General features: G+C 47.4%; 18 protein-coding genes. 5 read left to right on the top strand and 13 right to left on the bottom strand.

The features are described 5' to 3' along the window. Positions 1-183 precede the first annotated feature (183 nt). Entirely contained in the window at positions 184-2268 is a 2085-nt protein-coding gene (locus QUB33_RS09405) for an iron uptake porin (protein ID WP_333349716.1), read from the top strand. A 472-nt stretch (positions 2269-2740) separates the two neighbouring features. On the opposite strand, the gene QUB33_RS09400 is transcribed toward QUB33_RS09405, so the two are convergent. Beyond that, positions 2741-4504 carry an NFACT RNA binding domain-containing protein gene (locus tag QUB33_RS09400; protein ID WP_333349713.1) on the bottom strand — a complete coding sequence of 588 codons (1764 nt, stop codon included), beginning with the start codon at positions 4502-4504 and terminating at the stop codon, positions 2741-2743. 229 nt (positions 4505-4733) lie between these two features. Next, a complete protein-coding gene (locus tag QUB33_RS09395) occupies positions 4734-6287 on the bottom strand; it encodes an NAD(P)/FAD-dependent oxidoreductase (RefSeq protein ID WP_333349794.1) in 1554 nt (517 codons plus the stop codon). Positions 6288-6354: 67 nt separating this feature from the next. Between QUB33_RS09395 and QUB33_RS09390 the strand changes: the two genes are divergently transcribed. Next, the gene (locus QUB33_RS09390; RefSeq protein WP_333349711.1) at positions 6355-6939 is read left to right on the top strand and encodes a hypothetical protein; all 585 of its coding nucleotides are present in this window, start codon (positions 6355-6357) and stop codon (positions 6937-6939) included. Positions 6940-7168: 229 nt separating this feature from the next. Here the strand turns inward: QUB33_RS09390 and QUB33_RS09385 are convergent, their stop codons facing one another. Then, positions 7169-7516 (bottom strand): hypothetical protein, encoded by a 348-nt coding sequence (locus QUB33_RS09385; RefSeq protein WP_333349709.1) that lies wholly within the window; start codon positions 7514-7516, stop codon positions 7169-7171. A 346-nt stretch (positions 7517-7862) separates the two neighbouring features. On the opposite strand from QUB33_RS09385, the gene QUB33_RS09380 reads away from it, so the two are divergent. After that, a complete protein-coding gene (locus QUB33_RS09380) occupies positions 7863-8048 on the top strand; it encodes a ribbon-helix-helix domain-containing protein (RefSeq protein WP_332952640.1) in 186 nt (61 codons plus the stop codon). 313 nt (positions 8049-8361) lie between these two features. On the opposite strand, the gene QUB33_RS09375 is transcribed toward QUB33_RS09380, so the two are convergent. The 5 genes from QUB33_RS09375 to QUB33_RS09355 all read right to left on the bottom strand — a co-directional run bounded on the left by QUB33_RS09375 (position 8362) and on the right by QUB33_RS09355 (position 17438). Beyond that, complete coding sequence (locus QUB33_RS09375) at positions 8362-10401, bottom strand: HAMP domain-containing sensor histidine kinase (RefSeq protein ID WP_333349706.1); 2040 nt, start codon at positions 10399-10401, stop codon at positions 8362-8364. A 499-nt stretch (positions 10402-10900) separates the two neighbouring features. Then, the gene (locus QUB33_RS09370) at positions 10901-12817 is read right to left on the bottom strand and encodes a HEAT repeat domain-containing protein (RefSeq protein ID WP_333349704.1); all 1917 of its coding nucleotides are present in this window, start codon (positions 12815-12817) and stop codon (positions 10901-10903) included. 459 nt (positions 12818-13276) lie between these two features. Continuing rightward, positions 13277-14452, bottom strand: coding sequence for a family 10 glycosylhydrolase (locus QUB33_RS09365; RefSeq protein WP_333349702.1), 1176 nt, complete (start codon positions 14450-14452; stop codon positions 13277-13279). Positions 14453-14662: 210 nt separating this feature from the next. Then, complete coding sequence (gene metK / locus QUB33_RS09360) at positions 14663-15925, bottom strand: methionine adenosyltransferase (protein ID WP_190663141.1); 1263 nt, start codon at positions 15923-15925, stop codon at positions 14663-14665. A 322-nt stretch (positions 15926-16247) separates the two neighbouring features. Then, positions 16248-17438, bottom strand: coding sequence for a transposase (locus QUB33_RS09355; protein WP_333349700.1), 1191 nt, complete (start codon positions 17436-17438; stop codon positions 16248-16250). A 143-nt stretch (positions 17439-17581) separates the two neighbouring features. Between QUB33_RS09355 and QUB33_RS09350 the strand changes: the two genes are divergently transcribed. Continuing rightward, positions 17582-19306 carry an AAA-like domain-containing protein gene (locus tag QUB33_RS09350; RefSeq protein ID WP_333349698.1) on the top strand — a complete coding sequence of 575 codons (1725 nt, stop codon included), beginning with the start codon at positions 17582-17584 and terminating at the stop codon, positions 19304-19306. Between the two features lie 91 nt (positions 19307-19397). Here the strand turns inward: QUB33_RS09350 and QUB33_RS09345 are convergent, their stop codons facing one another. Continuing rightward, positions 19398-19745, bottom strand: coding sequence for a rhodanese-like domain-containing protein (locus tag QUB33_RS09345; RefSeq protein ID WP_333349696.1), 348 nt, complete (start codon positions 19743-19745; stop codon positions 19398-19400). A gap of 112 nt (positions 19746-19857) precedes the next feature. Continuing rightward, on the bottom strand, positions 19858-20487 hold the full coding sequence (locus QUB33_RS09340) for a hypothetical protein (protein WP_333349694.1): 630 nt from the start codon (positions 20485-20487) through the stop codon (positions 19858-19860). A gap of 196 nt (positions 20488-20683) precedes the next feature. Between QUB33_RS09340 and rpsD the strand changes: the two genes are divergently transcribed. Beyond that, positions 20684-21292 (top strand): 30S ribosomal protein S4, encoded by a 609-nt coding sequence (gene rpsD / locus QUB33_RS09335; protein ID WP_193975783.1) that lies wholly within the window; start codon positions 20684-20686, stop codon positions 21290-21292. Between the two features lie 387 nt (positions 21293-21679). Here the strand turns inward: rpsD and QUB33_RS09330 are convergent, their stop codons facing one another. The 3 genes from QUB33_RS09330 to QUB33_RS09320 all read right to left on the bottom strand — a co-directional run bounded on the left by QUB33_RS09330 (position 21680) and on the right by QUB33_RS09320 (position 25825). Continuing rightward, positions 21680-22882, bottom strand: a complete 1203-nt coding sequence (locus tag QUB33_RS09330; RefSeq protein ID WP_333349693.1) for a catalase — start codon at positions 22880-22882, stop codon at positions 21680-21682. 180 nt (positions 22883-23062) lie between these two features. Then, positions 23063-24727 (bottom strand): peroxidase family protein, encoded by a 1665-nt coding sequence (locus tag QUB33_RS09325; RefSeq protein WP_333349690.1) that lies wholly within the window; start codon positions 24725-24727, stop codon positions 23063-23065. A 75-nt stretch (positions 24728-24802) separates the two neighbouring features. Next, positions 24803-25825 carry a DUF2235 domain-containing protein gene (locus QUB33_RS09320; protein ID WP_333349688.1) on the bottom strand — a complete coding sequence of 341 codons (1023 nt, stop codon included), beginning with the start codon at positions 25823-25825 and terminating at the stop codon, positions 24803-24805. Positions 25826-25832: the final 7 nt, after the last annotated feature.

Below are 25832 nucleotides of genomic sequence, written 5' to 3'. Positions count from 1 at the left end.
TCAAACCAAGGATTTTGGGAATAAACGGAGTTTTTGTCAAATCAGCCACAACCAAACTGCACTCTCCGGCAGTGATTTCCCCGATTGTTGACAAGAAATACTATTAGGCGGAATATTGAGGGTGATTTGCGAGCGCCTAAATCTTCGGAACCGGCGATCGACCGTAATGTGGTGTGAGGAAAAATGTCCAAATTTTCGTGGAAGGGACTTTTAGTTAGTCCGGGTGTATTGGCAGCAAGTTTAGTCATATCTTCGACGGCGCTAGCAGAGCAACCTGTAGAAATTGCCACGGCAGCTCAAGCTGATAAATTGCAATTAGCAGGTGCTACAACCGAGGCAGCAAAGTCTGAGACTGCGGAGCCTGAGACGGCCGAACCAGCGTCACTAGCTAGCAAATCAACTGTTGAAACTATTGAGAAAGAAAGTGCGAACCTATACGAGGGCTTCGCTAACGATTTGATCGCCCCAGTTGCCGAACAAGCAAAAACACCGGAAGTTGCAGCAGATTTAGGCGAAACCAAACCCGCAGTAGCGCCCGCAAATTTAAGTCCCGAACAACCTGTCGCGGAGCAAATCCCCGCAGTAGCGCCCGCAAACTTCAGCGAAACGCAACCCCCCGTACCACCGGCTAATTTAAACGCAGAAAAATCCGCCGCACAGCCCGATCAGATTTCGCAATCCATTGATTCAAGTGCCCAACCTCAAGCACAGTCTAATCTTTTAGAACAAATCAATCAATACAGCACAGAAGGCAGTAGCAGCGAAGATGCGGCCGGCCAAGTAACATCTGTGTCGCAACTTTCCGACGTTCGGCCCACCGATTGGGCTTTTCAAGCTTTGCAATCTCTAGTAGAGCGCTACGGGTGCATAGCTGGCTATCCTGACGGCACTTTTCGCGGCAACCGGGCGATGACTCGCTACGAGTTTGCAGCGGGTTTAAATGCGTGTTTGGATAAAGTTAGCGAGCTGATTCAAGGCGGTTCCAGAAATCTGGCGACGCGAGAAGATTTGGCTTCTGTGCAAAGGTTGCAAGAAGAATTTGCGGCGGAATTGGCAACTTTGCGCGGCCGCGTCGATGCTTTGGAAGCGCGCGCCTCTGAATTAGAAGCAAATCAGTTTTCAACTACGACTAAACTCAACGGCGAAGTCATATTTGGTTTGGCGGGTATCGCCGGGGGAGAGGATGCCGAGGGCCGCGAAGCTGATAAAACCACGGCTTTTGGCAGCCGGGTTCGGATTAATTTTGACACGAGTTTCTCTGGAGAAGATTTGCTCAGAACTCGACTGCAAGTTTTGAATCTGGGTGCGTTTTCTACTAATAATACGAAAACTGCTGAAGGGGAATTGCGGTTTAATGTCGGGCCTTTTGGCGAGGCTAACAATATAGTAGCTTTAGATGCGCTGCTTTACCAATTCCCTATCGGCAAAAGCACTACTGTAATTCTAGAAGCCAACGCCGGCGCTGCTGACGATTTTACCAACACTGTCAACCCTTACTTTGACGGAGACGGCAGCTACGGCGCTCTTTCTAACTTCGGTACTCGCAACCCAATTTACTATTTGCTTGGTGGTTCTGGCATCGCTCTGCGGCATCAGTTTGGGGAAAAACTGGAGCTGAGTTTGGGATATTTGGCCGGCAATGCTGCGAACCCGACGCGGGGAAATGGTTTGTTTAATGGTTCTTACGGCGGTTTGGCTCAGTTGACTTTTACACCGAGCGACAGCATTGCTTTAGGTTTAACTTACGTTAATTCTTACAGCTTAATTACCAATACCGGCAGCAATGCTTCTAATTTTCCGCAGCGTCTCGGTTCCTTCGGGTTCGACAGCGATACCACTCTCCCGATTTCTAGCAATTCCTACGGCGCGCAAGCTTCGTGGCAGTTGAGCCGGAGATTGGCAATTGGCGGTTGGGCGGGTTACACCAACCAGCGCATTTTATCCAACTTGGCTACTCCTACGGGTTCTGTGCAGCGTGGGGATCAAAAAATCTGGAACTGGGCAGTTACTTTGGCTTTTCCAGATTTGTTGAAAGAAGGAAATGTGGCGGGGATTATCGTAGGTATGGAGCCGCGGGTAACGAGTTCTACTAATCGGACTTTGCCGGAAGATAAGGATACTTCGCTGCACGTTGAAGGTTTCTATCAGTTTAAGTTGAGCGACAATATTTCTATCACTCCTGGTCTGATTTGGCTGACTGCTCCCGACCACAATAAGAGTAATTCTGATTTGGTGATTGGGGTTGTCAGAACGACGTTTACTTTCTAGGAGCCGCCTTTGGGGATTTTAGATTTTAGATTTTAGATTGGCAGTTTTAATCTAAAATCTAAAATCGCCCATCTAAAATTGTCCGAGCTTGGGTTTAAGGTTTCAACAAAAACGACCAGCTTTAGCTAAAGCTGGTCTGCACAAATAGTTAAATCCGTTGTGTTGTGTTCTCACAGTGTTTTTCTCACAGTGAGGAAACCCAAGTTGCACATTTCTTTGCAAAGGGTTCTAAAAGAAATATCATCTCTCTTAAGTGGTATTATAACAACAAAATTTAATTTTTTGTAATAAAACTTTACATTACAGCCTAATTTTAATTTTTAGGCGACGATCGCACTTTCGGTCACTTTGTATAATCCAGCCTGAGTTAAAAAACGCGGTTCCTGCCTAGGTTTATCGGTTGCAAACCCGTTATTTTGGGTAAAAACGAGGTTTCGATTGCCGATCGACCACCTTTCTCACTTTATATAAATCAAGCCGGAGCTTGCTGCGGTCTACCCCAGACAATCCGCTCCTGTTTGTATACAACCATACCAGGTTTAGCACCTTTCGGCTTGTATACATATTTCGGTTCTGTATAAACCACGGGGACTTGTTCGCTGTGGCGGGCGCGACTGTAGTACGCAGTCATGTCGGCGGCAAATTGCAAATCGGTTTCTTCAGCCACAGTACCGGGTTTGAGACGCAGCAAAGCGTGGCTTCCGGGAATCTCTAGGGTGTGGAACCACAAGTCGTAGTCGTTGGCGGTGCGAAAAGTGAGTTGGTCGTTTTGGCGGTTGTTGCGCCCGATTAATAATTCAAAGCCGCTGGGGGTTTGGTAGCGGTGAAATTCGATCGCAGCATTTTTGTCGGTACTGCGGTAATCTGGTACGTCTAGATATTTTTGCTGGATCAGTTCTTCGCGGATTTCGGCGAGGGTTTGCAAATCTTGGGTGTTGCGGTAGGTTTCCAATACCGAAAGTGCGACTTCAACTTGTTCTAAATAGTCGATTTCTTCCTGTACGGCCGCTAACAAAGGTTCTACTGCAATGCGGGCTCTTTTAAGTTTTTGGTGTTTTTTGTAGATTGCTTGAGCGTTTTGAACTGCGTTTTTTTCCGGGTTTAGGGGAATGATAACTGGTTTCTCGGTTTCAAAGTCGGGGAGAGAAATTGATTTCATTCCCGGTTCCCAATGCTGCAAAGAAGCCATCAGCAAGTCGGCTTGGGATTTGTGGGTGTCGGCGTCTGCAGATTGCTGCAAGCGTTCTTTAAATGTGTTGGCTTTGAGGCGCAGTTTTGCCAGGACGTTGTTGAGTTTTTGGGTAAGCTGATGCCGCAGTTGGGCGAATACTTCTTGATTGATTTGGCCTGTGTAGTAGCTGTTAAGTATTTCTTGAACGGAAGAGAAGGAAGAATCAGAGGGCGGGCACGGGGGCACCGCCCCTACATTGTGATTTTCTGGTGCGGGCCAATCGATGACGGTGTAGCCTTCGGGGGTAAAACTCGGATGAAATTTGGAGTTTTCTAGGCATTGCAGCCAGTATAGCCAGCGCTGGAATAGTTGCTGCCATTGGTCGGGATTGAGGCTGTCGGTGGATTGTTCGGGGTCTAAAGAAGCCGATCGAATCATTGACAAAACTAAGGCTTTACTCATCCCTCGGTAATTCTTCAACAGATTGCCCTTTAATTGCCCAGGAACCAGGCTAACTCGTGATTGCCAGCGGTTTTGAGATTCGCTCAGACTCGGGACTGCATCGGTCAAAGACGGGGGCATTTCGTAGGGTTGCCCGGTTTGGATGGGACGGACGGTGGACTGTTTGGCGCTGACTTGGTGGGCGCAGGTGACAACGAGGTTGTCTTGGGCGGTGAGGATGACGTTGCTGTATTTGCCCATGATTTCGGCGTAGAGGTGCCAGAGGGCTGGTTCTCCGGGGCGTTTGGCGAATTGCAAGTCGATGACTCTTTCCCAGGATGCAACGGGGGCGATGGAAACTAAGGCTAAACCGCTGAGTTGGTGCCGCAGTTGTTCGCTGAAGGTGAAGGTGTCGGGAATGCGGGGCGGGGGGTCGCCGACGCAGATGCGGGCGGCCACAGGATGCCAGGAAAGGTCAATCCAGCCGCGCCCTTTCATGGTACGCAGCGCCAGGGACACGGTGAAGCGATCGCGCTGGTAGACTTGTTCTAAGCGCGCTGGCAGCCATTGGGCTCGCAGTTCGCTGCAAGTGGCGGTTAAAGTTGTAAAGTCTACGGGTTGCACGGTATTCTCAGGGCGATCGAACTATCTTTTTCTATGCTGACAGATATCGGTCACATTTTACTAACTCTATAGAATTATTGTTTACTCTTGCTTGGCGTCCTTCGCTAGGAAAGCGCTTCCATAATTCCGTTAAGAAATAACAAATAACTAATAGACATCTCCTAAAAAGCAGGTTTTGAACAGGCAGGGTGCCTGTTCCACAAGAATTATGGGAGATATCTAATAACAACTAATTAATAACTTCCCGAATCAATTGCAAATGTTTGTACAAAGGTGCGATCGTATTGGCGGCGATCGCACCGCTAGCAGCAACAGCGGGCAAACCTATTCCCGGAAACGTCGAATCTCCGCAGCAAAACAGCCCCGCTAAAGGTGTTGTCGGCCCGGGAAACAAGCCGCTACCCGCCCGAATTCCGGGCCCGTAGGAACCGCGATGGCGGCGCAAAAACCGTTGGTGGGTTAGGGGTGTTCCAACTAAGGTGACTTCGCAGCGCGATCGAATATCGGGGATAATTCTCTCTAAGGCTTCCCACATTACCTTGGCGCGCGCTTGTTTTTGCAACTTGTACTCTTCGCTGGTCCGATCGAGCTTTTGCCACAAATCGTAAGGCTCGTTTCCGGGGGTATATGCGTGAATGACGTGCTTTCCCGGAGGCGCGAGGTCGTGGTCGAGGAGGGAGGGAATCGAGACGAGAACGACGTTCTGAGGGGCCGAAACGCCCATTTCCCAGTCTTTGACGAAGATGTAGTGACAAGCCAAGTCCGATCGCACTCCGGCAGCATCAATTCCCAGATGCAGGTGCATGAAGCTGTCGCACTCGGGCGTCGCCTGCCGCTGTTGCCGAAACCTTTGCGGGACTGAGGTTTCAGGCAACAGTTTCAGGGTATCCCAAACGGAAGCGTTGGAGACGACGGCTTTGTGCGATCGAATTATTTTGCCCGATCGCAGCCGCACGCCCGCAGCCCGGTTGTTTTCCACCAAAACTTCTGCAACGTGGGAATTTAGCAGCAACCGCCCTCCGTGGCGCTCTAAACCGCGTACCAGGGCATTTACTAAAGCTGCACTACCGCCGATCGGATAGTCCAAAACTGCATTCGGGCGATACCAGTCGGCGAACATGAAAGCGACTTCGGCTGCGATCGTTCCGTCGGCGGGAAGTCCAGACAGCAGGAAACACAACAAATTCAGCCAATTTCGGACAAACGGATCTTTGACATTTTTGTCCATTATTTTGCTGAAAGGGCCTGCAAGTGCGATCGCCTCGCCAGCACTTTGCAGGAAAGCCGGCGCAAATTGGCCGAGGGTAAAAACAGCGCCCAAATCGAAGCGCAAAGCCAGGGAGGGCAAGGCTGTGGCAGCTTTGGCGTAGGGCTCCATGATGCGCTGGAGTTGCCGCCATTCGGCGACTGCTTCGGCGCCACGCAGTTGTGCGAGCACTTCGCCAAATTGACTCGCACCGACGGATGTGTCGAAATCGCCTTCTGGCAAACAGCAACCCCAGGTATCGTAGGTAATGCAGGGGAGTTTTTCGCCGATCGCATCCAAAACTTGCCGCAGCGGATTCGCAGACGGGCTGTAGGATAATCCTGAGTACAGGGAGGGCCCGGAGTCGAAGCTAAATCCGTCGCGTTCAAAACCGTGTGCGGCCCCGCCCGCGATCGAATGGCTTTCGCAAACCACAACCTCAAAGCCATAGCGGGCGAGCATTGCAGCGCAAGTCAAGCCGCCAATCCCGCTGCCGATGATGATGATTTCTGTGTCTGTGGGGGCGATCGCAACCATGTTTTTCTCCGCTACATCAGCTAATATTATCTCTGTTACCAAACAATAAAACTGGTTTGTATATTAAATGGAAAATATATCTATTCTAGAACAAGCCGCTAAATCTAATTCTAAACCATCTTCCAACGCAGTAGTTGCCGCCCTCCTAGAAGCTGAGAAAAGCGCAAAAAAAAATAAAATTCGCTATTCTTTCGAGCAATTAATCGGCAACTGGCAACTCTGCTTTATCACCGGCACAAAAAAGACTCGACAAAAAGCGGGAATTGTCTTGGGTGCGGGACGTTACATCCCTCAGTGGATTGCGAAAATTCAAATTGCTTATTCGGCTGAACCTGTTGCTGAAGGGGAAACGCCTAGCGAAATCGGCAGGGTGGAGAATTCGGTGCAAGTTGGGGCGATCGAACTCACTCTTTCCGGGCCGACTAAGTTTTTGCCTAACAATATTTTAGCTTTTGATTTTACCAGAATTACGGTGAAAGTGTTGGGTAAAACTGTGTATCAAGGATTTATTCGCGGTGGAGAAGCGCGGGAGGCAGAATTTTTTAGTTTGAGTGTGGGGAAGCAGGCATTTTTTGCATATTTTCTGGTAGAAGATGGGATAATTGCCGCTAGGGGAAGGGGCGGTGGCTTGGCTTTGTGGGGGAGAGTTTAGCTGGAAATGTGCGATCCGGAAACAAGAGTATTGATTGGTGTCAACTTATCTGTATTTCTCGTTTGTATCGAAGCGTATATCCCCCTAAATCCTCAGGGCTGTTTCATGCTTCCGAGGCCCGCTAGGGGTTGAAACCCCCGACGGACTTTTGCTATTAAGCGGGGGTTAAAACCCCCGACAAACTTAATAGGGAGTCGCTACAATTGTTATCATCATTTGTGTTTATTTGTTAGCTGCGATCGCACACAACCTCAAACACTCCATCAGGAATAAACCGACACAAAGCCCTCCGCCGATCGTCCGCATCTTGGCGGTTGACAAAACGCGCAATTGTATAGTGCTCAGCATTCGGTAAAATTCGGACGATCGCCCAAGAATTGATCTCGCCCCCCTTTGACTTTTCAGGTGTTTCCCCTCGCGAATTTGAGTTGAGTTTGATCGCGGGACGATCGGCGATCGTCGGAGAATTTGCTTTTCTGAGAGTGTTGAGGTAGCGGGCGATCGTACTTCCTTTGAGATTCGCCCCGACGCGCAGAATCAGAAACACCGCAAAGCTTTCGATCTCTGGCCCAGTCATGCGCGTGCGATCGGTCTCAAAATCCTCATCAGATTAGCTGCGGATACCCGACAGCAGTTGCGTTATGCCAAAATCATTCAAAGCTTGTTGATAGCCGCGGTTATATTCGCTGCCGTCGCTCACAGGCTTTACCATAGTAATAGTCTCCTTATTATGTGGATTGTCTCCTTGTATTTGGTGAACCATCAGCCAGCGCGGGCCCTGCAAAAGTTCAGCGCTGGCTTTTGACTCTCTAAGAATTTAGCGCATAATGCAGCATATTGCAACATTTTGCTGCATATTCGACAAAATTGTCTAAAATACTCGACAATGGCGATCGGCTTAAATAAGAAACAATTAACCTCTAATGTCTAAACGCATATCAACCTCGATAGGAGAAGGAATCTATGACCTACTTCAAGAGTGGGCAAATGAGGAACGCCGTTCAATCAGCGGCTTGTCAGCATTCATTTTGGAACAAGCTGTGAGGGAACGTCAAAAACAAATGCAAAAACAGTCCCCACCATCCGATGAGAAACAAGATAAAAGTTGAGGGTAGTTTGTGCGATCGCTCTTTTACTCCCTTCCCCGTAGAAGATTATCTACTTCTTCCTGATTCTTCCTGATTCTTCCTTCGCGTCTTCGCGGTTCAATAATACTAAATGAAATTTATTATAATCGATTTAGGTTGCAGTTCAGGAGCCAGCGGTTTGTGCTGTTTGAATTGGTAAAATAACCAATTAGGATTAATAGAGTGCGATCGCCCCCAGTGACAAGATGAAAGCATTGGAACATACCGCCAGAGGTTTGAAACATAAATTTTCGCCCCTCTGCCTACCCCCTAAATCTCTGGCCCAAACATCACATTACCCGTTTCCCGCCGGTATGCGGACAGTGAAAATAGAGCCTTTTCCCTCTTCGCTTTCTACCAAAATTTCCCCGCCCATCATGTGACAGTAGTAGCGACTAAGTGTCAGCCCCAATCCAGCGCCGTCGTAAGGTCGCGTTGATGAACAGTCAGCTTGCACAAAAGCTTCAAACAATTTGTGCTGTTGTTCTTCCGACATTCCAATTCCGGTATCTTTAACAGAGAAACAAATCCAATCCGACTCTTGAACATTCAGCAGGGGACAAGCGATCGCCGCAGCATGAGTTTCATCGGCAGGTATTGAATCGTCAATCGCCGATCGATCTGCTGTATTCAATTTGCCACTGCCTTCAATGCGCCTGACACTCAGTTTCACCCTGCCGTTTTTGGTGAACTTAGCAGCATTACTCAGCAAGTGCATCAAAACCTGCCGCACTTTTTTGAAATCTGCGTGCATGATACCCGCAGTTCGATCGCACTCTATTTCTAAAACATTGCCATTTTTCTCTAGCAACTGTTTCGCGGCCCCCGCAACATTGTCAACCAGGGATTGGATGTCAAACTCCTGGATTTCGAGTTTCATACCCCCCGCTTCAATTTTTGACAAATCGAGAATATCATTAACCAAAGATAGCAAGTGCGTGCCCGCCTTCTGAATCTTGTCCAAATCGGGTACAAACTCATCACATCCCGCATCTTGGGCATCTTCTGAAAGTAGTTGACTGTAGCCGATAATCGCATTTAAAGGCGTCCGCAACTCGTGGCTCATATTTGCTAAAAACTGGCTTTTAGCAGTGTTAGCGGTGACGGCGGCTTCCTTAGCTTGTTTCAATTCTTTTGTATGTTCGGAAACTCGCTCGATCAGGTGATTGAGAGACACAGCTAATGAGCCTATCTCGTCTTGTCCGGTGACGGGGGCTCGCAAATCAAAATTCGACTCGGCGGCCACTTGTTCGGCAATCTGAGTGACGCTCACGACTGGTTTGGCGATCGCCCGACTGGTGCGGTCAGCCACAATTCCAGCCACCACTACCGACAGCAGCATACTAATAATAATTATGGCTTTTTCCGTTCCTTGAGCGTCCTCCATCACTTCACCGCCTTGCCCCTCTTGCTGCTGGGCCATATCGAGGATTTTGCTCAATTCCTCAAGGTGGCTGTTGAGCTGTTTTACACCTTCTCCGCTTTCTGTCGCCAACAATTTTCTGGCCGACTCTATCTCCCGAGGTGACAGTTGCGATTGCTGGATTTGCTGCAAAGTTGGCTGGAGAGTATCGGCGTAGGATTCTAAATCTTCGGTGCAATCTTGCAGTAAACTTTTGAGAACTTCCGGCTTTGCTGCCAGCCAAGCAGGTTTGCTGTTGACAAACTTCTCTATACGCAACTGCAGCTCTTTTGCCTGAACAATACTCTTGACAAACTGCTCTTGTTTCAGTTCCAGCTTGGCAGGATTATCTACAAAAGAATCTAGCTGCGCTCCCTGCAATTGTGCCGCCAGCGCTGCATCTTTAAAATTGCCCAGTAATTGCGCTTGTAGGTGAGCGTCATTGAATTGTTTTAATCCTTGTCCTTGGTAGTAATCGGCAATCACCAGCCCGCTCATGGAGCCAAGAAATCCGATTCCTATTGCCAGGAAATACCCACCGCCAATTTTTTTATGGATGGACCAACCGCCAATTTTAGATGGCAACATTTTGCGGATTTTTAAGGATGATATTTCTACAAAATCCTGGGCAGATATGTTTTTTTCTGCGGTTTCTAGAGAACCGACTTGTTCAGAAATAAAGAGCGGCATCAGTTTACCTACCTTGCTATTTTTTTGGTTTACCTTTCGCGGTACCACAGGTTCTTTCTGCGGGTTAAATGGTTCTAACTCGGAATTGAACTCGCCCTGGCATTCCGAAACGGCAACCGATAAACTTGCTTCGTTCCCTGTTTTTTTGAGCAAGTTAATTTTTGACATATGCAACCACTGTATTCTGTTAAAATCTAGCACGCTCTTAAGTTCTCCAAACGGAAAAGCTTGTCTATTTTCCATTAGACATCTGCGAAAAAGCATCTGAAACTCTTGTCGAACCCGAGGAGAAACTTAAATTCGGTTGATGTCTAATGATAATTACCCTGTTGAGGGCTGTTACCAAATTACTTTTTCGACTCGTAAAGGTCAGCAGCAGGCAAAATAAAGAAAAATTTATCTTGGCAGTGTAATTATCCCCGCGTGGAATGTTACAGGCAGAAAATTCTGTCTGATGCGTTTGGCCTGTGAGCTCCCCCAAGCTGATATTGTCTGTTGACAATGCACCCGATTCCTCAGCTTAGGAGTTTTGCTGCCAGCAATGCGACGATTGCTTGACGGTTTTTGTTGAGCATCCGACGACTGTGTAGCACAGAATGTCACAAATGCAGCAGCCGATCGAACTTTTGCACCCTGGCGATCGACTTTTGGCATCGTTGCCCCGCACAGACAAGTCTGAGGTGAAGTGTCGTTAGTTGAGTATAACTGTAGCGCTTGCGAAAAGAAACCCGGTTTCTGCGAGTCAACTGTTGGCGATTGCGAGTTCTGGAGTTGCGGTGGTCGATTCGATCGCCAGTGCTAGCTTACCGTCTCTACCCAAAGCTTCATCGGCCAAGTGTACCATCCAGCGATTCGGCTTGGCTTGGGGTCTGGCGGCGAGCACTAACGCCCAAGCTTCCCGTTCTTTGCCGCGACCCAACAGCGCAGCACAAACAGTCAAAGCTGTAGCCGTTGAACGGCTGATCCCACTTTGGCAGCAGATGAGCAAACTGCCTCCCTGGGACGAGATTTTGAGGGCAAAGTCAATAATTTTCCGTACATCGTCAAGGGTAGGCAAGATTTGATCGGGGTCGTCAACGGGGGTGTCGAGGTCGTTAAACTCCAGGCACATTCGGTTCGGGATTCGATCGAAAGTTTTGGGTTCGGGCACGCCTGGACTGCCGATCGAGATCAGGTATTTAATCTCGCGTCGCGCAGGGCGCTCAACAATGTATTGGCTGGCTTCTACTTGCGAAGCAATCAGGATTTCCGGCAGTTTTTCACCCGATAAATCTGGGGAAACAGAAGGCTCAAAATCAACTGTTTCTGCCTGAGTGCTGACCTCTGCCAAGTATTGGGCAGCCAGGGCGCGAACGTCAGCAAATTCGCGATTTAAAGCTGTTTCCAGAGCCAAAATAGCAGTCGTTGAGCCAATTTGACCGAGGGATGTAACAGCCTTTTGGCGCACTCCAGAAGTTTCGTCCCCCAGCAGCCGCACCAAACCTGCCACAGCTTCCTCTGTCCCAATTTCCCCCAAAGCAGCAGCAACTCTCCACCGCACATAAGATTCGCTGTCGCCAATTGCGCTCGCCAGTCCCGCAACTACCATTTTTTGCAATTTCGCATCTCCCTCTGTATTGATGTTCCCGAGGGCAACCGCCGCCCTGCCGCGCACAAAAATATCTCGATCGGAGAGCGAACCGATTACCGCCACCATAGCCACCTCGCTGCTGATTTCCCCCAAGGCAGAAACTGCACTGCCGCGCACGTCTGAGTCGTCATGCTTGAGGGCTTGCACCAGCCCGGCCACAGCCGTTTCCGTGCCGATTTGTCCCAAGGCCTCGGCGGCCCTCAAAGAAACTGCATAGGAGTCGGGATCGTCGTGAAGCAATTCTATTAAGCCGGGTACTGCCTCACAATCGCCGATTTTCCCCAAAGCCGCCGCCGCCCTAGCGCGGACGATGTGATTTTCGTCTCTGAGGGCATTCAGCAGCCCGGGAACTACCTCCGAGACGCCGATTTTCCCGCAGTTGACCGCCGCCCGCCAGCGCACCTCGGAGTCTGGGTGTTTGAGGGCGTTGAGCAGCGCGGGAACGGCTGTTTTCGGGTTAATTTTCCCCAAGGCCCAAACAGCCCAGGCGTGCACCTTGGGCTCTGGGTGCTTGATGGCTTTGAGCAGTGCTGCGGCGGCTGGTTTTGAGTCAATTTCTCCTAAAGCCCAAGCAGCCCAAGCTTGGATTTGGGAATCTTTGGATTCGAGCGATCGGGCTAATTCAATGACTGCAGCTTCGGAGGCAATTTTCCCGATCGCTCGAATCCCATGAAGGCGCACGGCACTTTCTTTGTGGTTCAATGCGGCCACCAGCATCGGAATTGCCCGATCGGAACTTGTTAGGGCCAGCAGTTGAATTTTGAGCAGCGGCGAGGTGGGGATTTTTTCGATTAATTTTATGGTTGCTGTTTGAAATTCTGGCTTTACCGTTCCTGCTAGCTTCGAGCCGAGTTTTAAATTTACTTTTAGAGCTAATTTTACAGCTCGCAAAGCCAGACTTTGCTGTTCTACTTGCGGCAATATTGTCGCCAAGGTTCGCATCCCTTGTTTTTGTTTCAAATATTTTTGATTGAATTGAGCATCGCTGAGCTCGGGTAGCTCTTGGATGAGGTTTGCGGCTGAGTTCACTGATTTATCCTAATATTTTGGCGAGCGGTTGAGATTGCTCTTTTAAACTGCCTTTAAAAAATATGGTGTCTACAAAACGCTACTTCTAAAAAAAAGCTTGCACCCACTTCTAAAATATGTCTTATTCCACTATTTTTGCAACTCCCCAATTATTAATTATTGGGTTTGTTTGGGCAATCACCTTGACAATTAGTAGCGCTTGCTGCTTGGCATTGCTGGGTTTTGAGATAGCCTAACTCTGCTATATCATTTTATCCTCACATCTTGCACCATTGTCAGCAACAGGCAAGATGCCTGTACCACAAGAAAATTCACCCTTTGTGGAACCGGCATCTTGCCTGTTAATCAAAGCTTATTGAGAATGGTGCAACATCTTATTTTATATCAACTTGGTTTGAAATAGCGATCGGCGGGGTTGACCGCAGCCAACCGGAAACAGCTTGATTGCGGGACAATCTCTCAACGAGCATAGGGCCCTTTTTTCAAAACCTTAGCCAAAGCGTTATCGTTATCTCGCAAACCTTCGTAAAAAAACATCACTTCTCCTTGAATGCCCTGAGAGCGGTTGTAAGCAATTACTTGCAACAACAGCTCGGGAGTTATGCTATATTTGCTGCCTCGATTCGTCAACAAAATACCGGGCGACACGCACTTTACTTGCTGCCCGCTAAGCTGTCCCGACATCATTTTATCGACCAATTGTTTGTAAGCATTAAAATCGCGGCGATAAAACTGAGGGTGAAACAGATCGACCAAGTTTTTGTCAACCCAAGCTTTAGAATCTTGCAAATATTCCACCAGTCCCCAGTCATAAGGACTCGGCGACATCGATAGCAACAAATCAGGATTAATAGCTTTCACTTCTCGGCGTAAACGAGCTACAAACTCAGTAATAATATTAGCACGCCACTGCACCCAATGTTGGTCTTTACAATCGGACGGTGCTGCTTTACCGCACTCTTGTCGATAGCGTTTAACCGTTTTTTCGTCGTAACCGCCTTCTACCGGAAACGCAATGCGATCGTCTCCTTGAACTCCGTTTACCGGATAATTCTTAGCAACTTCCAGCATCAACCCCAGCACAAAGTCTTGCACTTCCGGGTCAAGAGAATTCATCCAGTCAAAGTTATTTTTCTTAAGTAAATTGCCGCTGGCATCACGGGCGGTCCACTCAGGTTTTTTCGCCAGCAAATGACCGCCCTTGCGATTGTAAGAACTCACAAATCCGTATTCAAAACAAGGAATCACTTTTAAACCAGCTCTCTTTGCCTCAACACATATTTCTGCTAAGGGGTCGCGACCTTGATAGCGCGAGTCAATTTCCACCCCAAATTTTTCTCGCATAATTTTAGAAGGATAAGCCGTATAACCCTGGCTCCAAATTATAGGAAAAACGGTATTAAATCCTGTATCGGCGAGAAAGTCCATTGCCTCAGCAATTCGCTCTTTTGATGTGAGAACTTTGGAGTCCGTGGTGGTTATCCAAACGCCGCGAATTCCACCAGGATTGTTAGTCGCAAACGAACTTGGCAGCGTTGCTGGATTTGGTGCCGACAATCCAGTAGTCCCCAACCGCTGTTGGAGGGAAGAGGCAAAACTGCGAATTGCTGATTGGAAAGGTGTGAAAAATCGCATTTATTTATTTATTTTTTTTTGTTGGAAGGTGGGCATTGCGCCCGCTACGTTATTATTGATTGGTAGCACTCGGTATTATTTATGAATAAGATGCGCCGAAGAACCGCCTATATTATTTATGGATAAGGTGCGGAGTACGCACCCTATATTCATTGGTAGCACCCGATATTATTTATGGATAAGGTGCGCTGGGCGCACCCCAAAATTGTACTATCCAGCTACTCCAGACAACTTCTGGCTCAAAGCTTCTTTCAAAAGTTCCGCCTTATCAGTTTCCTCCCAAGGCAAATCTAAATCAGTGCGCCCGAAGTGACCGTAAGCCGCCACATCTTGATAGAAACGGCCGCCTCTTTCAGCAGGCAAATTCTGCAAGTTAAATGCTTGAATGATGCCCGCAGGACGCAGTTCAAAATGCTGCTTCACAACTTCCAAAAGGCGATCGTCATCAACTTTTCCAGTGCCAAAAGTTTCGATCATCATGCTAACCGGCCGCGCAACGCCGATCGCATAACTCAACTGCACTTCGCACTTTTCGGCCAAACCAGCCGCCACGATATTTTTAGCAACGTAGCGACAAGCATAAGCCGCGCTGCGGTCTACCTTGGTGGGGTCTTTCCCAGAAAAAGCGCCGCCGCCGTGACGGGAATAGCCGCCGTAGGTATCCACAATAATTTTGCGGCCCGTCAAACCCGAATCTCCTTGAGGCCCGCCGACCACAAATTTGCCGGTGGGGTTGACAAGGAAGCGAGTTTCTGCATCCGGCTTCACGCTAATATCGGCAAACACAGGTTGGACGATAGCAGTCCAAAGGTCTTCTTTGATTTTGGCTTGAACTGCCGCTGTGTCTGTGATGTCGCCGATCGTTTCGGTGTGCTGGGTAGAAATTAAAATTGTATCTATGCCAACAGGTTTGCCATCCTCATAGATGACTGTAACTTGGCTTTTGCCGTCGGGACGCAGGTAAGATAACTGACCGGTTTTGCGGACTGCTGCCAGTTGACGGCAAATCCGGTGCGCTAAACTGATCGGCAGAGGCATCATTTCCGGCGTTTCGTTGCAAGCAAAGCCGAACATCAAACCTTGGTCGCCAGCGCCGATGGCGTCTAATTCCTCTTCACTCGATTGTTCCCGGCTTTCGTGGGCTGTGTTCACCCCTTGAGCAATATCGGGAGACTGAGAATCAAGAGCCACCAACACTGAGCAACTATTAGCCGAAAAGCCGTTGTCAGCGTGGATGTAGCCAATATCGGCTATTTTTTTCCGGGCTAATTCTATGTAATTTACCTGAGCTTTAGTGGTAATTTCGCCCGTCAGCAGCATTAAGCCAGTGTTGACGACAACTTCGGCTGCGACGCGACTTTTGGGGTCTTCAGTCAGTAAGGCATCTAAAATCGTATCTGAAATTTGATCGCAGATTTTATCGGGATGGCCTTCAGTGACCGATTCAGAGGTAAACAGGTAGCGGCGTGACAATGATTATTTCTCCTTTGATGGGGACTCTTCCTGCACGACATCTACGGCCGACGAGTTATTTTTCCGGTAAAGAGCCAAGAATGATCGCGTCTGGGCTACCGTCGAATTTTTGTCGGTCTGGAGAAGTGTTGAAGCAGGGTTTGAGACTGGGTAAAGTGACACTACTATAGCAAAGTCAGTTCCGGGAAGTCCCTAAAAAGTTAGATTTTTTAGGATTGTCGATCGATCTTGGACACCGCTCGTCTATCTCCTAACCTGACAAAGGTAAGATACATTGACAACTCCTCGACCCGAAGGCACGAGGATTCTTGGTTCATTGGGACTACTCATGTAGCTTGCCCTCCCCAAAATTCACTGCGATTTGCCCAACCGCTGTATATCCACGCTGCAACACCACCTGCGCGGCTGCAACATCTCGATTCGTTTCATAGCCGCACGTTTGACATCTATGCACCCGTTCGGATAGTTCTTTTTTGCCTGTATGGGTTTGACATAAGGGACAAGTTTGACTTGTTCGGTTCGGGTCTACTTTTGCAAAGTATGCACCTCGCTTAAAGCAAACATGACCCAAGATATTCAGGAACTGACCAAACCCTGCATCAAGCGTGTGCTTGCTCATCATTCCGGCTGACATTGCTTTGAGGTTCAAGTCCTCAGCAAATACTGTTTGGGCGGAGTTACATAAATGATGTGCGGTCTTGAAATGAAAGTCTTTTCGACTGTTCGAGATGTATTCGTGGTGCAAGGCTATTTGGTGATGAATTTGACGAAACTTTCTAGAGCCTTTTTTCTTGCGCTTGAGTTGACGTTGCAGCAATTTCAGCTTGCGTTGTCCATCCACAAAAAATCGAGGTCTATCAATCAATTCACCATCAGAAGTTGCCAAAAAATGTTTTAACCCTAAATCAATCCCTAATCCATGCCCTGAAGGTGGGGCTTGAGGCACTGCGACATCACATTGCAAACTGAGCATGGCTACGTAACCAGAAGCCCTCTTAACAACGCGAATTTGCTTGACATCAAACCCTTGAGGGATTGGACGTGACAGGTGCATTTTTACTAACCCAATCTTGGGTAGGTTGATCCAATCGGCATTATCAAACCGTATAACGGATTCTAGATTCAATTGAGGGAACACAAATGAGCGCAGCCGTTTTTTGAATCTAGGAAAACCGTGTCCTCGTTCCCACATCGCCACAAACGCTGCCTCTTGTTGGCGCAACGCCTGCTGCAAGACATGGGTGTGAGGTAGTTTCAAGTCAGGAATTAATTTCTTTGCTTGGGCCAATGATTTGCATTGACGGGCAAAGGTTGGACGCGGTGCATCAGTAGGGATAATGTATTCCTGCTTAATGCTGCACGAGTTTATATCACACTTACGAGAATTAACCCAATCTTTTCGTTCTCGCAATGCAAAGTTGTAGACCTGGCGGCAAATATTGAGCCACAGGTCGAAAGTTTGGCGTTGCGCGTCGGTAGGAATGAGCTTGTACTCGTAGGTTAGATTTAACATACAATCATTTTAGAGCCAGCCTGAATAAATGCCGTGCTGTTTATTCAAAAACCTCTCGGAGAGATTCCGAACCGAAAGTCCCCCTAGAAGGGGGAGGCTTGTATCCCATTTTTTTGGTCAGGGTATCGCCTTGTGCAAGGACTATGGCAGGACTCCAAAAATCGCCAAACTCGATCCAAACAGTTGCCGAGCTAGATTTTCCCGGCGGCCCCATACCGCTTGACTCTCCATTTTATATTGAGCGCTCAGGGGCCGAAGCCTTGGCCTGTGCAGAAATTAGCAAACCCGGAGGCCTCGTTCGCATTAAGGCTCCCAAAAAAATGGGCAAAAGTTCGCTGATGCTGCGGATAATTGACGCGGCAGTCGATCGTGGATACCGCACAGTAACTTTAGACTTTCAGCAAGCCGACACAGCGGTTTTTGGTAGTTTAGATAAATTTTTGCGCTGGCTTTGTGTCAATGTCGCTCGGCAACTCAAACTCGAACCAAATATTGATGAATTCTGGGATGAAGATATGGGCAGCAAGGTAAGCTGCACTATTTACTTTGAAAACTATTTGCTCCAACAAATTGACAGTCCTATTGTCTTGGCGATCAACGAAATAAATCGGGTATTTGAACGCACCAATATTGCTCAAGATTTTCTGTCGGTGATCCGTTTTTGGTACGAACAAGCTCGCGCTAGCCCAACTTGGCAAAAACTCCGCACCGTGGTTATTCATTCGACAGCAATTTATATTGATTTGAATGTTAATAAATCTCCATTTAATGTAGGAATGCCGATTAAACTCTCAGAATTTACTGTTGAACAAGTTCAAGATTTGGCGGGCAGATACGGACTAAACTGGAGCGATCGCGATCCGATACAGCAATTAATGAGCATGGTAGGCGGGCATCCTTATTTAGTGCATTTAGCGCTGTATCACCTGGCTATTTCGCAACAAAACAGCCAGTCGGTCGATCGGGAGGAACCGGCCGAGGAACTGGGGCGAGCCGAGTTGGCAGAAATGTTAACAGCAGCTCCTACTCACAACGGAATTTATAGCGATTACTTGCAAAATCAGTCGATCGCCATTCAACAGCAGCCCGAACTCGCCTCCGCATTCCAACAAGTTATCGATGCTAAAAATAGCATTCACCTCGAACCTTTGATGGCTTATCAGTTAGACAGCATGGGACTGGTCAAATTAGAGGGAAATAACTGTAGTTTGTCTTGCGAATTATATCGCCTGTATTTTCAAGGGCAAAATTTGTGCGACGACAAGGGGTCGGTGGTTCGTTTTGAGCAGTTGCAGCAAGAAAATCAAAGGCTGCAAGCTTTGGTGAATGTGGACGAACTTACTCAAATTGGTAACAGAAGGCATTTTGATAGTTGCTTGCGAACCGAATGGGAACACATGGCTCGCGAGGGGTCTCCGATATCTTTAATTTTGTGCGACCTCGATTATTTCAAAATATATAATGATACCTACGGACATCAAGCAGGAGATGATTGTTTGCGATTGGTAGCTCAGACAATTCGCCGATCGCTCCAGCGTCCTGCTGATGTAGCTGCTCGCTACGGGGGCGAGGAGTTTGCTGTGATTTTACCTGAAACTGATGCGTCGGCGGCTGTGGTTGTTGCCGAACAAATTAGAGCCAAAGTGAAAGATTTGAAGATTGTTTTTAACCCTAAGAGTCTTGACGGTCTGCCTAATTCTGTGGTAACGATTAGTTTAGGAATTGCCAGCGTTGTTCCGAGCGAGGAAAATGATGCGGTAACGCTGCTACTGGCTGCTGATGAGGCTCTTTATGACTCGAAAAGGCAGGGGCGCGATCAGGCTACTCTCAGTACGCTTTTAAACTTTCGATTTGCTGCTGTGAATTAGCTCATTCCGGGGGAATATAATCGATTTATACACACACAAAGTCCGCCTGCGCGGACTCTGAAAAAACGATAGTTGAGAACTGGATTTGATGTTAATAGCGGGGGATGGTTCGATCGACCACCATTGAGTAAGCATCTATGCCGCCAACAATATTTTTAACGTTGGTAAATCCTCGCTCCGTTAACCAATGGCACATTTGAGCCGATCGCACTCCGTGATGGCACAGAACTAGGGTTTCTGTGTCGCGATCGAGTCTAGCGTCAATTTCACCAGACCATTCGGCAAACTCGCTCAGCGGAAAAGCTACAAATCCCGGCAGCGCCGCGAGTTCAATTTCGTAAGGTTCCCGCACGTCTACGAGCTGCAATTTATCAGCATTCGTTTCTGCTAATTGGCGACCTAATTCTTCGACTGTAATTTGAGCAAAAATTTCTGACATTTGATTAGGAAAAAGTAGTCATCAGTCATTAGTTAACAGTCATCAGCTAACAGTTAACAGTCAACAGTCAACAGTCAACAGTCAACCGTCAACCGTTAACAGTCAACCGTTATTAATTGGGGGGCGAAGGCGGTGGAATTAGCTCCACAGGAGGGGTAGGTGCAGGACGCCCGTCCAACTGGCTCACGTTGCCGCTGGGGTCAAGACAAGTGGCGATTAACCGATCGGTGGGAAAGTCGAGCCTGCCGCTCAAACCGACTACGCATTCAGCAAACTGTTGTGGCAATAAACTGCGGCGGCATCCATCGAGCACTACCAGCGGATCTGCAGGTTGAGTTCGACTTTTGCCGTTAATATTCACTACGCACCTAGCCAATTCTTGGGGACGCCTCACCCGCCGACAGCTAGAGAGCGCTTCGACACCCGGAATATTGGTTTTGCGGTTGATTTGGAGGGCGCATTTAGATATGTCGCGGGGGCGGAGGGCGTCAGCACAAGCGGCGGCGGCGGCCTCTGCCCCCACTCCGGCATCCATTAATTCCAGGGCGCAGACGCGATAGGGATTCCTATTGCGAGGGATTCTAATAGTGATGGCTGATGCTGGTGAGATTGGCAGTGCTGTTGCCAACAAACCCAGTGCTGCTAGCTGCGTGCCGAAAGCCAAGATCCAGCGCGCGGTAGGGCTTGAGCCTATCGGTGCTGGCTTTGGGGAAGAAGTGCGGGAAGAATTGCGGTTGTGCATGGCAGATCGAGTAGTGAGTTTTTTTGGCTGATTGGGGCGATCGAGCGATCGGCTTTTCCTTCAGAATTTACCGCACATTATGGATCGCCCTCCGGTCGATCGTTTTTTTATCGATCTTTATTTGAATTTTGACCGTTACCAACATATAATATAGAGTCTGCATAAAATTGCATACAGATATTAGAGAGGAAAATAAATGTCTCGATATCGAGGCCCCCGATTGAGAATCGTCCGTCGCCTGAAAGAGTTGCCGGGTCTAACCCGCAAAACTCCCAGACGAGATTATCCGCCTGGACAGCACGGTCAAAACCGCAAAAAGCTCTCTGAGTATGCGGTTCGCTTGCAAGAAAAGCAAAAACTCCGTTTCAATTACGGTGTGACGGAACGCCAACTGCTCCGTTACGTCCGCAAAGCCCGCCGTGTCACGGGCTCCACAGGTCAAGTGTTACTGCAATTTTTGGAAATGCGCTTGGACAATACTGTGTTTCGGATGGGAATGGCTCCAACCATTCCGTCCGCTAGACAATTGGTAAATCACGGTCACATAACTGTCAACGACCGTGAAGTCAATATCGCCAGCTATCAGTGCAAGCCTGGTGATGTAGTTGCGGTGAAAAATAGAGAGCGCTCGCGCACAATGGTAGAAGCTAATCTCAAAGACCCAGGCTTGGCTCACTTGCCCAATCACTTGGAATTTGATAAGCAAAAACTAATTGGCAAAGTTAACGGCGTTATCGAACGCGAGTGGATTGCTCTACAGATTAACGAACTGCTAGTCGTGGAATACTACTCACGGCAAGCCTAATTTATTAGTCATCAGTCGTTGGTCATTAGTCATCAGTTGGTTGCTAGCAGAATAATTAATAATTGGGTAGGAACCCAGTTATTGATTCATTGCTACTGAATAATGAGGACTAAGGACTGAGGACTAAGAATTCATAATTTTCTACACTCCCACCCCCTAAAAAGGGATGGGATTTTTTGAAGGTTTCCCTTGTTAACTTCCTTGAATTGCCATTTGCTCAGACGAGACCTGGTTGTTGGCATTAAATGATATCAAATCCGTTAGCATCGGAATAGTAAATTCGAGTTCACTGTTGATGGTTGACGCCGTGAACAGTCAACAGTCAACCGTCAACATCATTCCGGTGTAACCGGAAATGATATGATGTCCCAGCCTCAAATTATTGCCTTAAAATGTTTCTTCTCCGGTTGGTTCTTGGTGGACAAGACCTCGCTTTTGAAGGCGATAATTCGCTACAACGGGGTAAACCACACCGCGTATCCGATTGATCGCACCTACTGGACGATGAACTGCTAAGCCGTTCCAGGGAGAATATCTCAGGTTTTCGTTGAAATCAGATTGTTTTTCATAATCAATAATCTGATGCTTGACGGTGAGACGACCTACTCTCTTGAAGGGTGATTCCTGTTCCTTCCAGACATTGATGCCATCGTCGATCGGCATTTTTAGGCTGGTTTGGAACTGAATGCCAAAATCCCAACAGTATTGGGCATCAGGTTTCGCCAGGGCTTGAATTAGGTCATCCCGGTAATAATTGTCTGGTTTATTGGGATCTAAACCCAAGGCTTTAGCGCGATCGACAAAGGGAATTTTAGGGATTCCCGGTCGAGATTGTTCTGGAATTATCTCGTGCGGTGGTTTGCATGAAACCGGAGTAAACCCATACTTAATTACAGCAGGGTATTCCACAGGAACTAGACCAGGCTGGGAGGGATCGAAATCGGGATGGAGACCCAAACCAGAGGGTGAACCGCTCCAATATTTGGCTGTTAGCAAACTCTTCGGAGTCCGGCTACCCGTAAGCGTTGACACCGCTAGAAAGTGTCTGGGATGTCGAATGAGCCACTTTTTCAATGTATCTGGTGATTCCACAAGAGCAGAAAAAAAGCCGTAGTAATCTTTGATGGTTTGGCTCACAAATATCTCTGAATTGTGAACAATGATGTCCTGGGTTTTTGACTCGTGGCTTTGCGCCAGTCTTTCCCCTTCCACCCCAATCACTTTCACTGAAATTGAGCGCGAATCTTTAGCGTAATCATTGGCTACTTTGGTAGCCCCGTTAGCAAATCGCAACCAAACAGGATATTCTTTGGGTTTTGCTAGCAAACCTTGCTTAATGGAAATCGCATTCAGTTGCGAAGAAGTTAACGAAGCGCGTTTGCCCACTTCCCGTTTAATCGCTTCCTCATCAAAGTCAAAAATTTCCAGAGCTCCTTTAACGCACGCATGAGTTTTGGCGTGAGTATCTCGCAGCGCCCGCTCCTTATTCCCGTAAAGATTATCCATCCGAAGCTTGGCCTGCTCAACCAAAAGATCGTAGTATTTGCGTTCGTCCTGTTCGGGATATTCGGTAAATAACTTCTTGCTCATAAATAACCTTCTGTTAATCGCTAAAAAAGGTTCTACACAAACCGTTGCCTCTGTTAAATAGTAGAGCTGCTGGTGCAATTGCTCCCGAATTGGCGTAGGCGATCGCTTGCGAAAAGATCGCCTTTTTATTCCTCATTTTTGAGGGCGCAGGTGTCTTTGCGCCCCCAACTAATTTGAGTCTTAGTTGTCAGCTACAACTTTAAGATCGAAGGAGACTTTGTACTTGGGATCGCTTAAAGGAACATTACGATTCACTAAATCAGAGACTGTTTTGGTATTTTGGATAATTTCCCAACCAACCTCGGAAAAAGTTTCCTTATTGAAGACTTTAGGCGATAACAAAGGATTAGTTAAAGCTTGGGAGAAAGCATCGATGCCAATTATCCGTGCTACTAAAGGCGGAATTGCTGAATTTTTCCGGACATCTTCAGCGTACAATCCGACAAATAGTTCAATCTTATCAACATGACCGTACAACTCTTTTAATTTCTGTTGAGCGTATTCGTCACCCGTAATTTGATTGAAATCAGTCACCCTGGGATAACCACACATTTCGCGGTAATCGTTATAACTGGCTAACTGCGCCTGCCGTCCGAGTTTAACAGATGCTAGTTCGGTAGCATCAATAAATGTATAGGGTGTTCCTGCGATCTTAAAATCAGGTGTGTTAAACAAACCAATTCTAGTGCCTGGTTGGGAACAACTTTCTTCCATCAATGCACCCAACCCTTTATCGATTAACATCTGATTATTCCAGAGGGAATCGTACATGGATTTTTCTTTGCCGTCATAGATAAAGGTTTCCGGAATCGCACTATGCCAGCGATAGACAAAACTAAACTCAATCGCCATCCAATTTTCTCGATACCAACTTTCCTTGGTAAAAGCTTCAGGATCGGCAAAGAACCTAAAATTATAGGGCGTAATGTGGAAAATGTACTCTTCCATAATGATATTAAGAACAATCACCATGAGAATATTTCTCGCGGTTTGGAAGAGCCTCTCATCGTCCCATTCCGGATAGCTTTTGGACAAAACATCACAAATTCGATTATGCTCCCTGATACATAAAGTGTTGAGCATGACATAGCCAATTTGGACGTTTGCCCGTTCAACTCCCATTGCAAATAGCTTGCCTTTCTTTTCGGGCGGTTGTCTTTTCTCGTCATTAAGGGGTGCATGAAGACCTTCAAATTGAGGATCGATAATACCCTGCTCAGGATCGGCATAATAAAAAAGTGGATACTCTTCTTCTACGCCATCTTTGCGCTTGAGTTTTTGGGTTTTAAATTTACCGCCTTTGAAAGCTCTGAGCAGATTTGTTTGTTTGCGGGTCAACCCGTAAACATTACACATATCAATCTGATGGTTGGAGGTATTTTTGAAGCGGTTTTGCTGATCTATCCGCAGAAAACTATCTGTAAACCACTGCACCCAATAGGGAAAGAGCAGAGTCGATTTTTCCGAATAAATGGTTTTTCCATCTCTTTTTTGGAATAAGGTCTTTAATTTGTCGAGTGGTGGTAAATTCCCTTCTTTGTTAAATTCTGGGTCGGGAGGTAAATGTCGCCCAGTATAAGTCTTGTCTGTAAGTGAATCCCAAGAGATGTAGGTATCAGTTTTCTTGGGAATATCTGTCCCTGGAATTTTGGGATCTAAGCCCATTAAGCTATAGGGAAGCGGGCGAGTCGGAAGTTTGTAAATGATGCTATTGAGAAAAAATTTGTTTAGTTTACGTTTCAGAGGCTCGTAACTTTGAACTAAATCCCAAATGGGTTTGAAATGAGTCAACGTATATGCTAAAGCTTTGTTGCTCAATCCATCTCTAGATGTATCTCTTGTCATGATTGCTTTTCCTTTCGATTATTGTAGATTAGATCGTCTTCTTATGTTAGGTTCTGAGAGCTTGATAAAGTTTGATCATTGTTCTATATTTTCAATTACTTTGGAGAGAAGATTTTCCAGATTCTTAGGCCGATAGTCTTGGCGTTTTTTCAATCGCTCGATCGCGCTTTCATGAAGAGCCTCAATGGCATCGCCCACCTCGCGGAACTTAATTCCTGCCAATTTGAAGAGCCCTGGATCGTTTTTAAAATCAATATCATAATTAGGATTGATACCTGTGGGGATGGCACTTGGATCGAATTCAAGCCCCAATCCAAGGTTACGGGTTGAATCCAACATCCACTGCAAGGCTGTATCTGATAACCCGCTGTATTCTTCCGTTCCACCGCCGATGCAGATATGCGAGCCGGGAAACCAAACTTGAATAACCCGCTGGTTCTCAACATCAGGATTTTTTTTCATAGGCGTAACATCAAAGATTTCGCGAACTTCGTCGATCGCCACGGCATGCAACGCATTCTGAATCGATTTATTTAAAGCGGTGTCGTGGAATCTGTACCTTTTCTTGAGCTGTTCGTCATACTTTTTGAAGGCGGGTAGAACAGGAATACCAAGGGCTCCAACGGTGTCAAAACAACCAAGCAAGGTAATCGGGACGCGATCGCCATAATCTTCGCGGTAATTGGCTGCTAGCCGATCCTTTGGTTTAATGTCTCGGTTACGGTAAAGCTCGTAAGCTTCTGATGCCCTGGTAATATGAGGGCGGGCTAGGAGGCCCGAGCAATGGATCATCCCCGCTAGACTCCTGACTGTGTAAGCCCCGCGACTGAACCCGAAGAGATAGATTTCGTCACCCTTCTCATAGTTGAGAGAAAGAAAACGATAGGCATCTTGTATATTTCTATCGATTCCCAGTCCAGTGGCTCCGCCCAAAATCTTGTTACTATCCGATCCAATTCCCTCGTCATAAAACACGATTTGCGGAACCCCGTCACTGGCGGTCGATTTCACTGCCTGGGCAAGTTTAATCACATTACTTGGGTAACTACTATTGAGTTGTTGCCAAGTGCCATCACAGCAAACGATCAGACGTTTCATTTTTTAA

It is taken from the genome of Microcoleus sp. B3-A4, from assembly GCF_036705385.1.
Classification (GTDB): domain Bacteria; phylum Cyanobacteriota; class Cyanobacteriia; order Cyanobacteriales; family Microcoleaceae; genus Microcoleus.
Note: the sequence above shows the minus strand (reverse complement) of the source record. Positions and strands in the feature narration are given on the sequence as shown.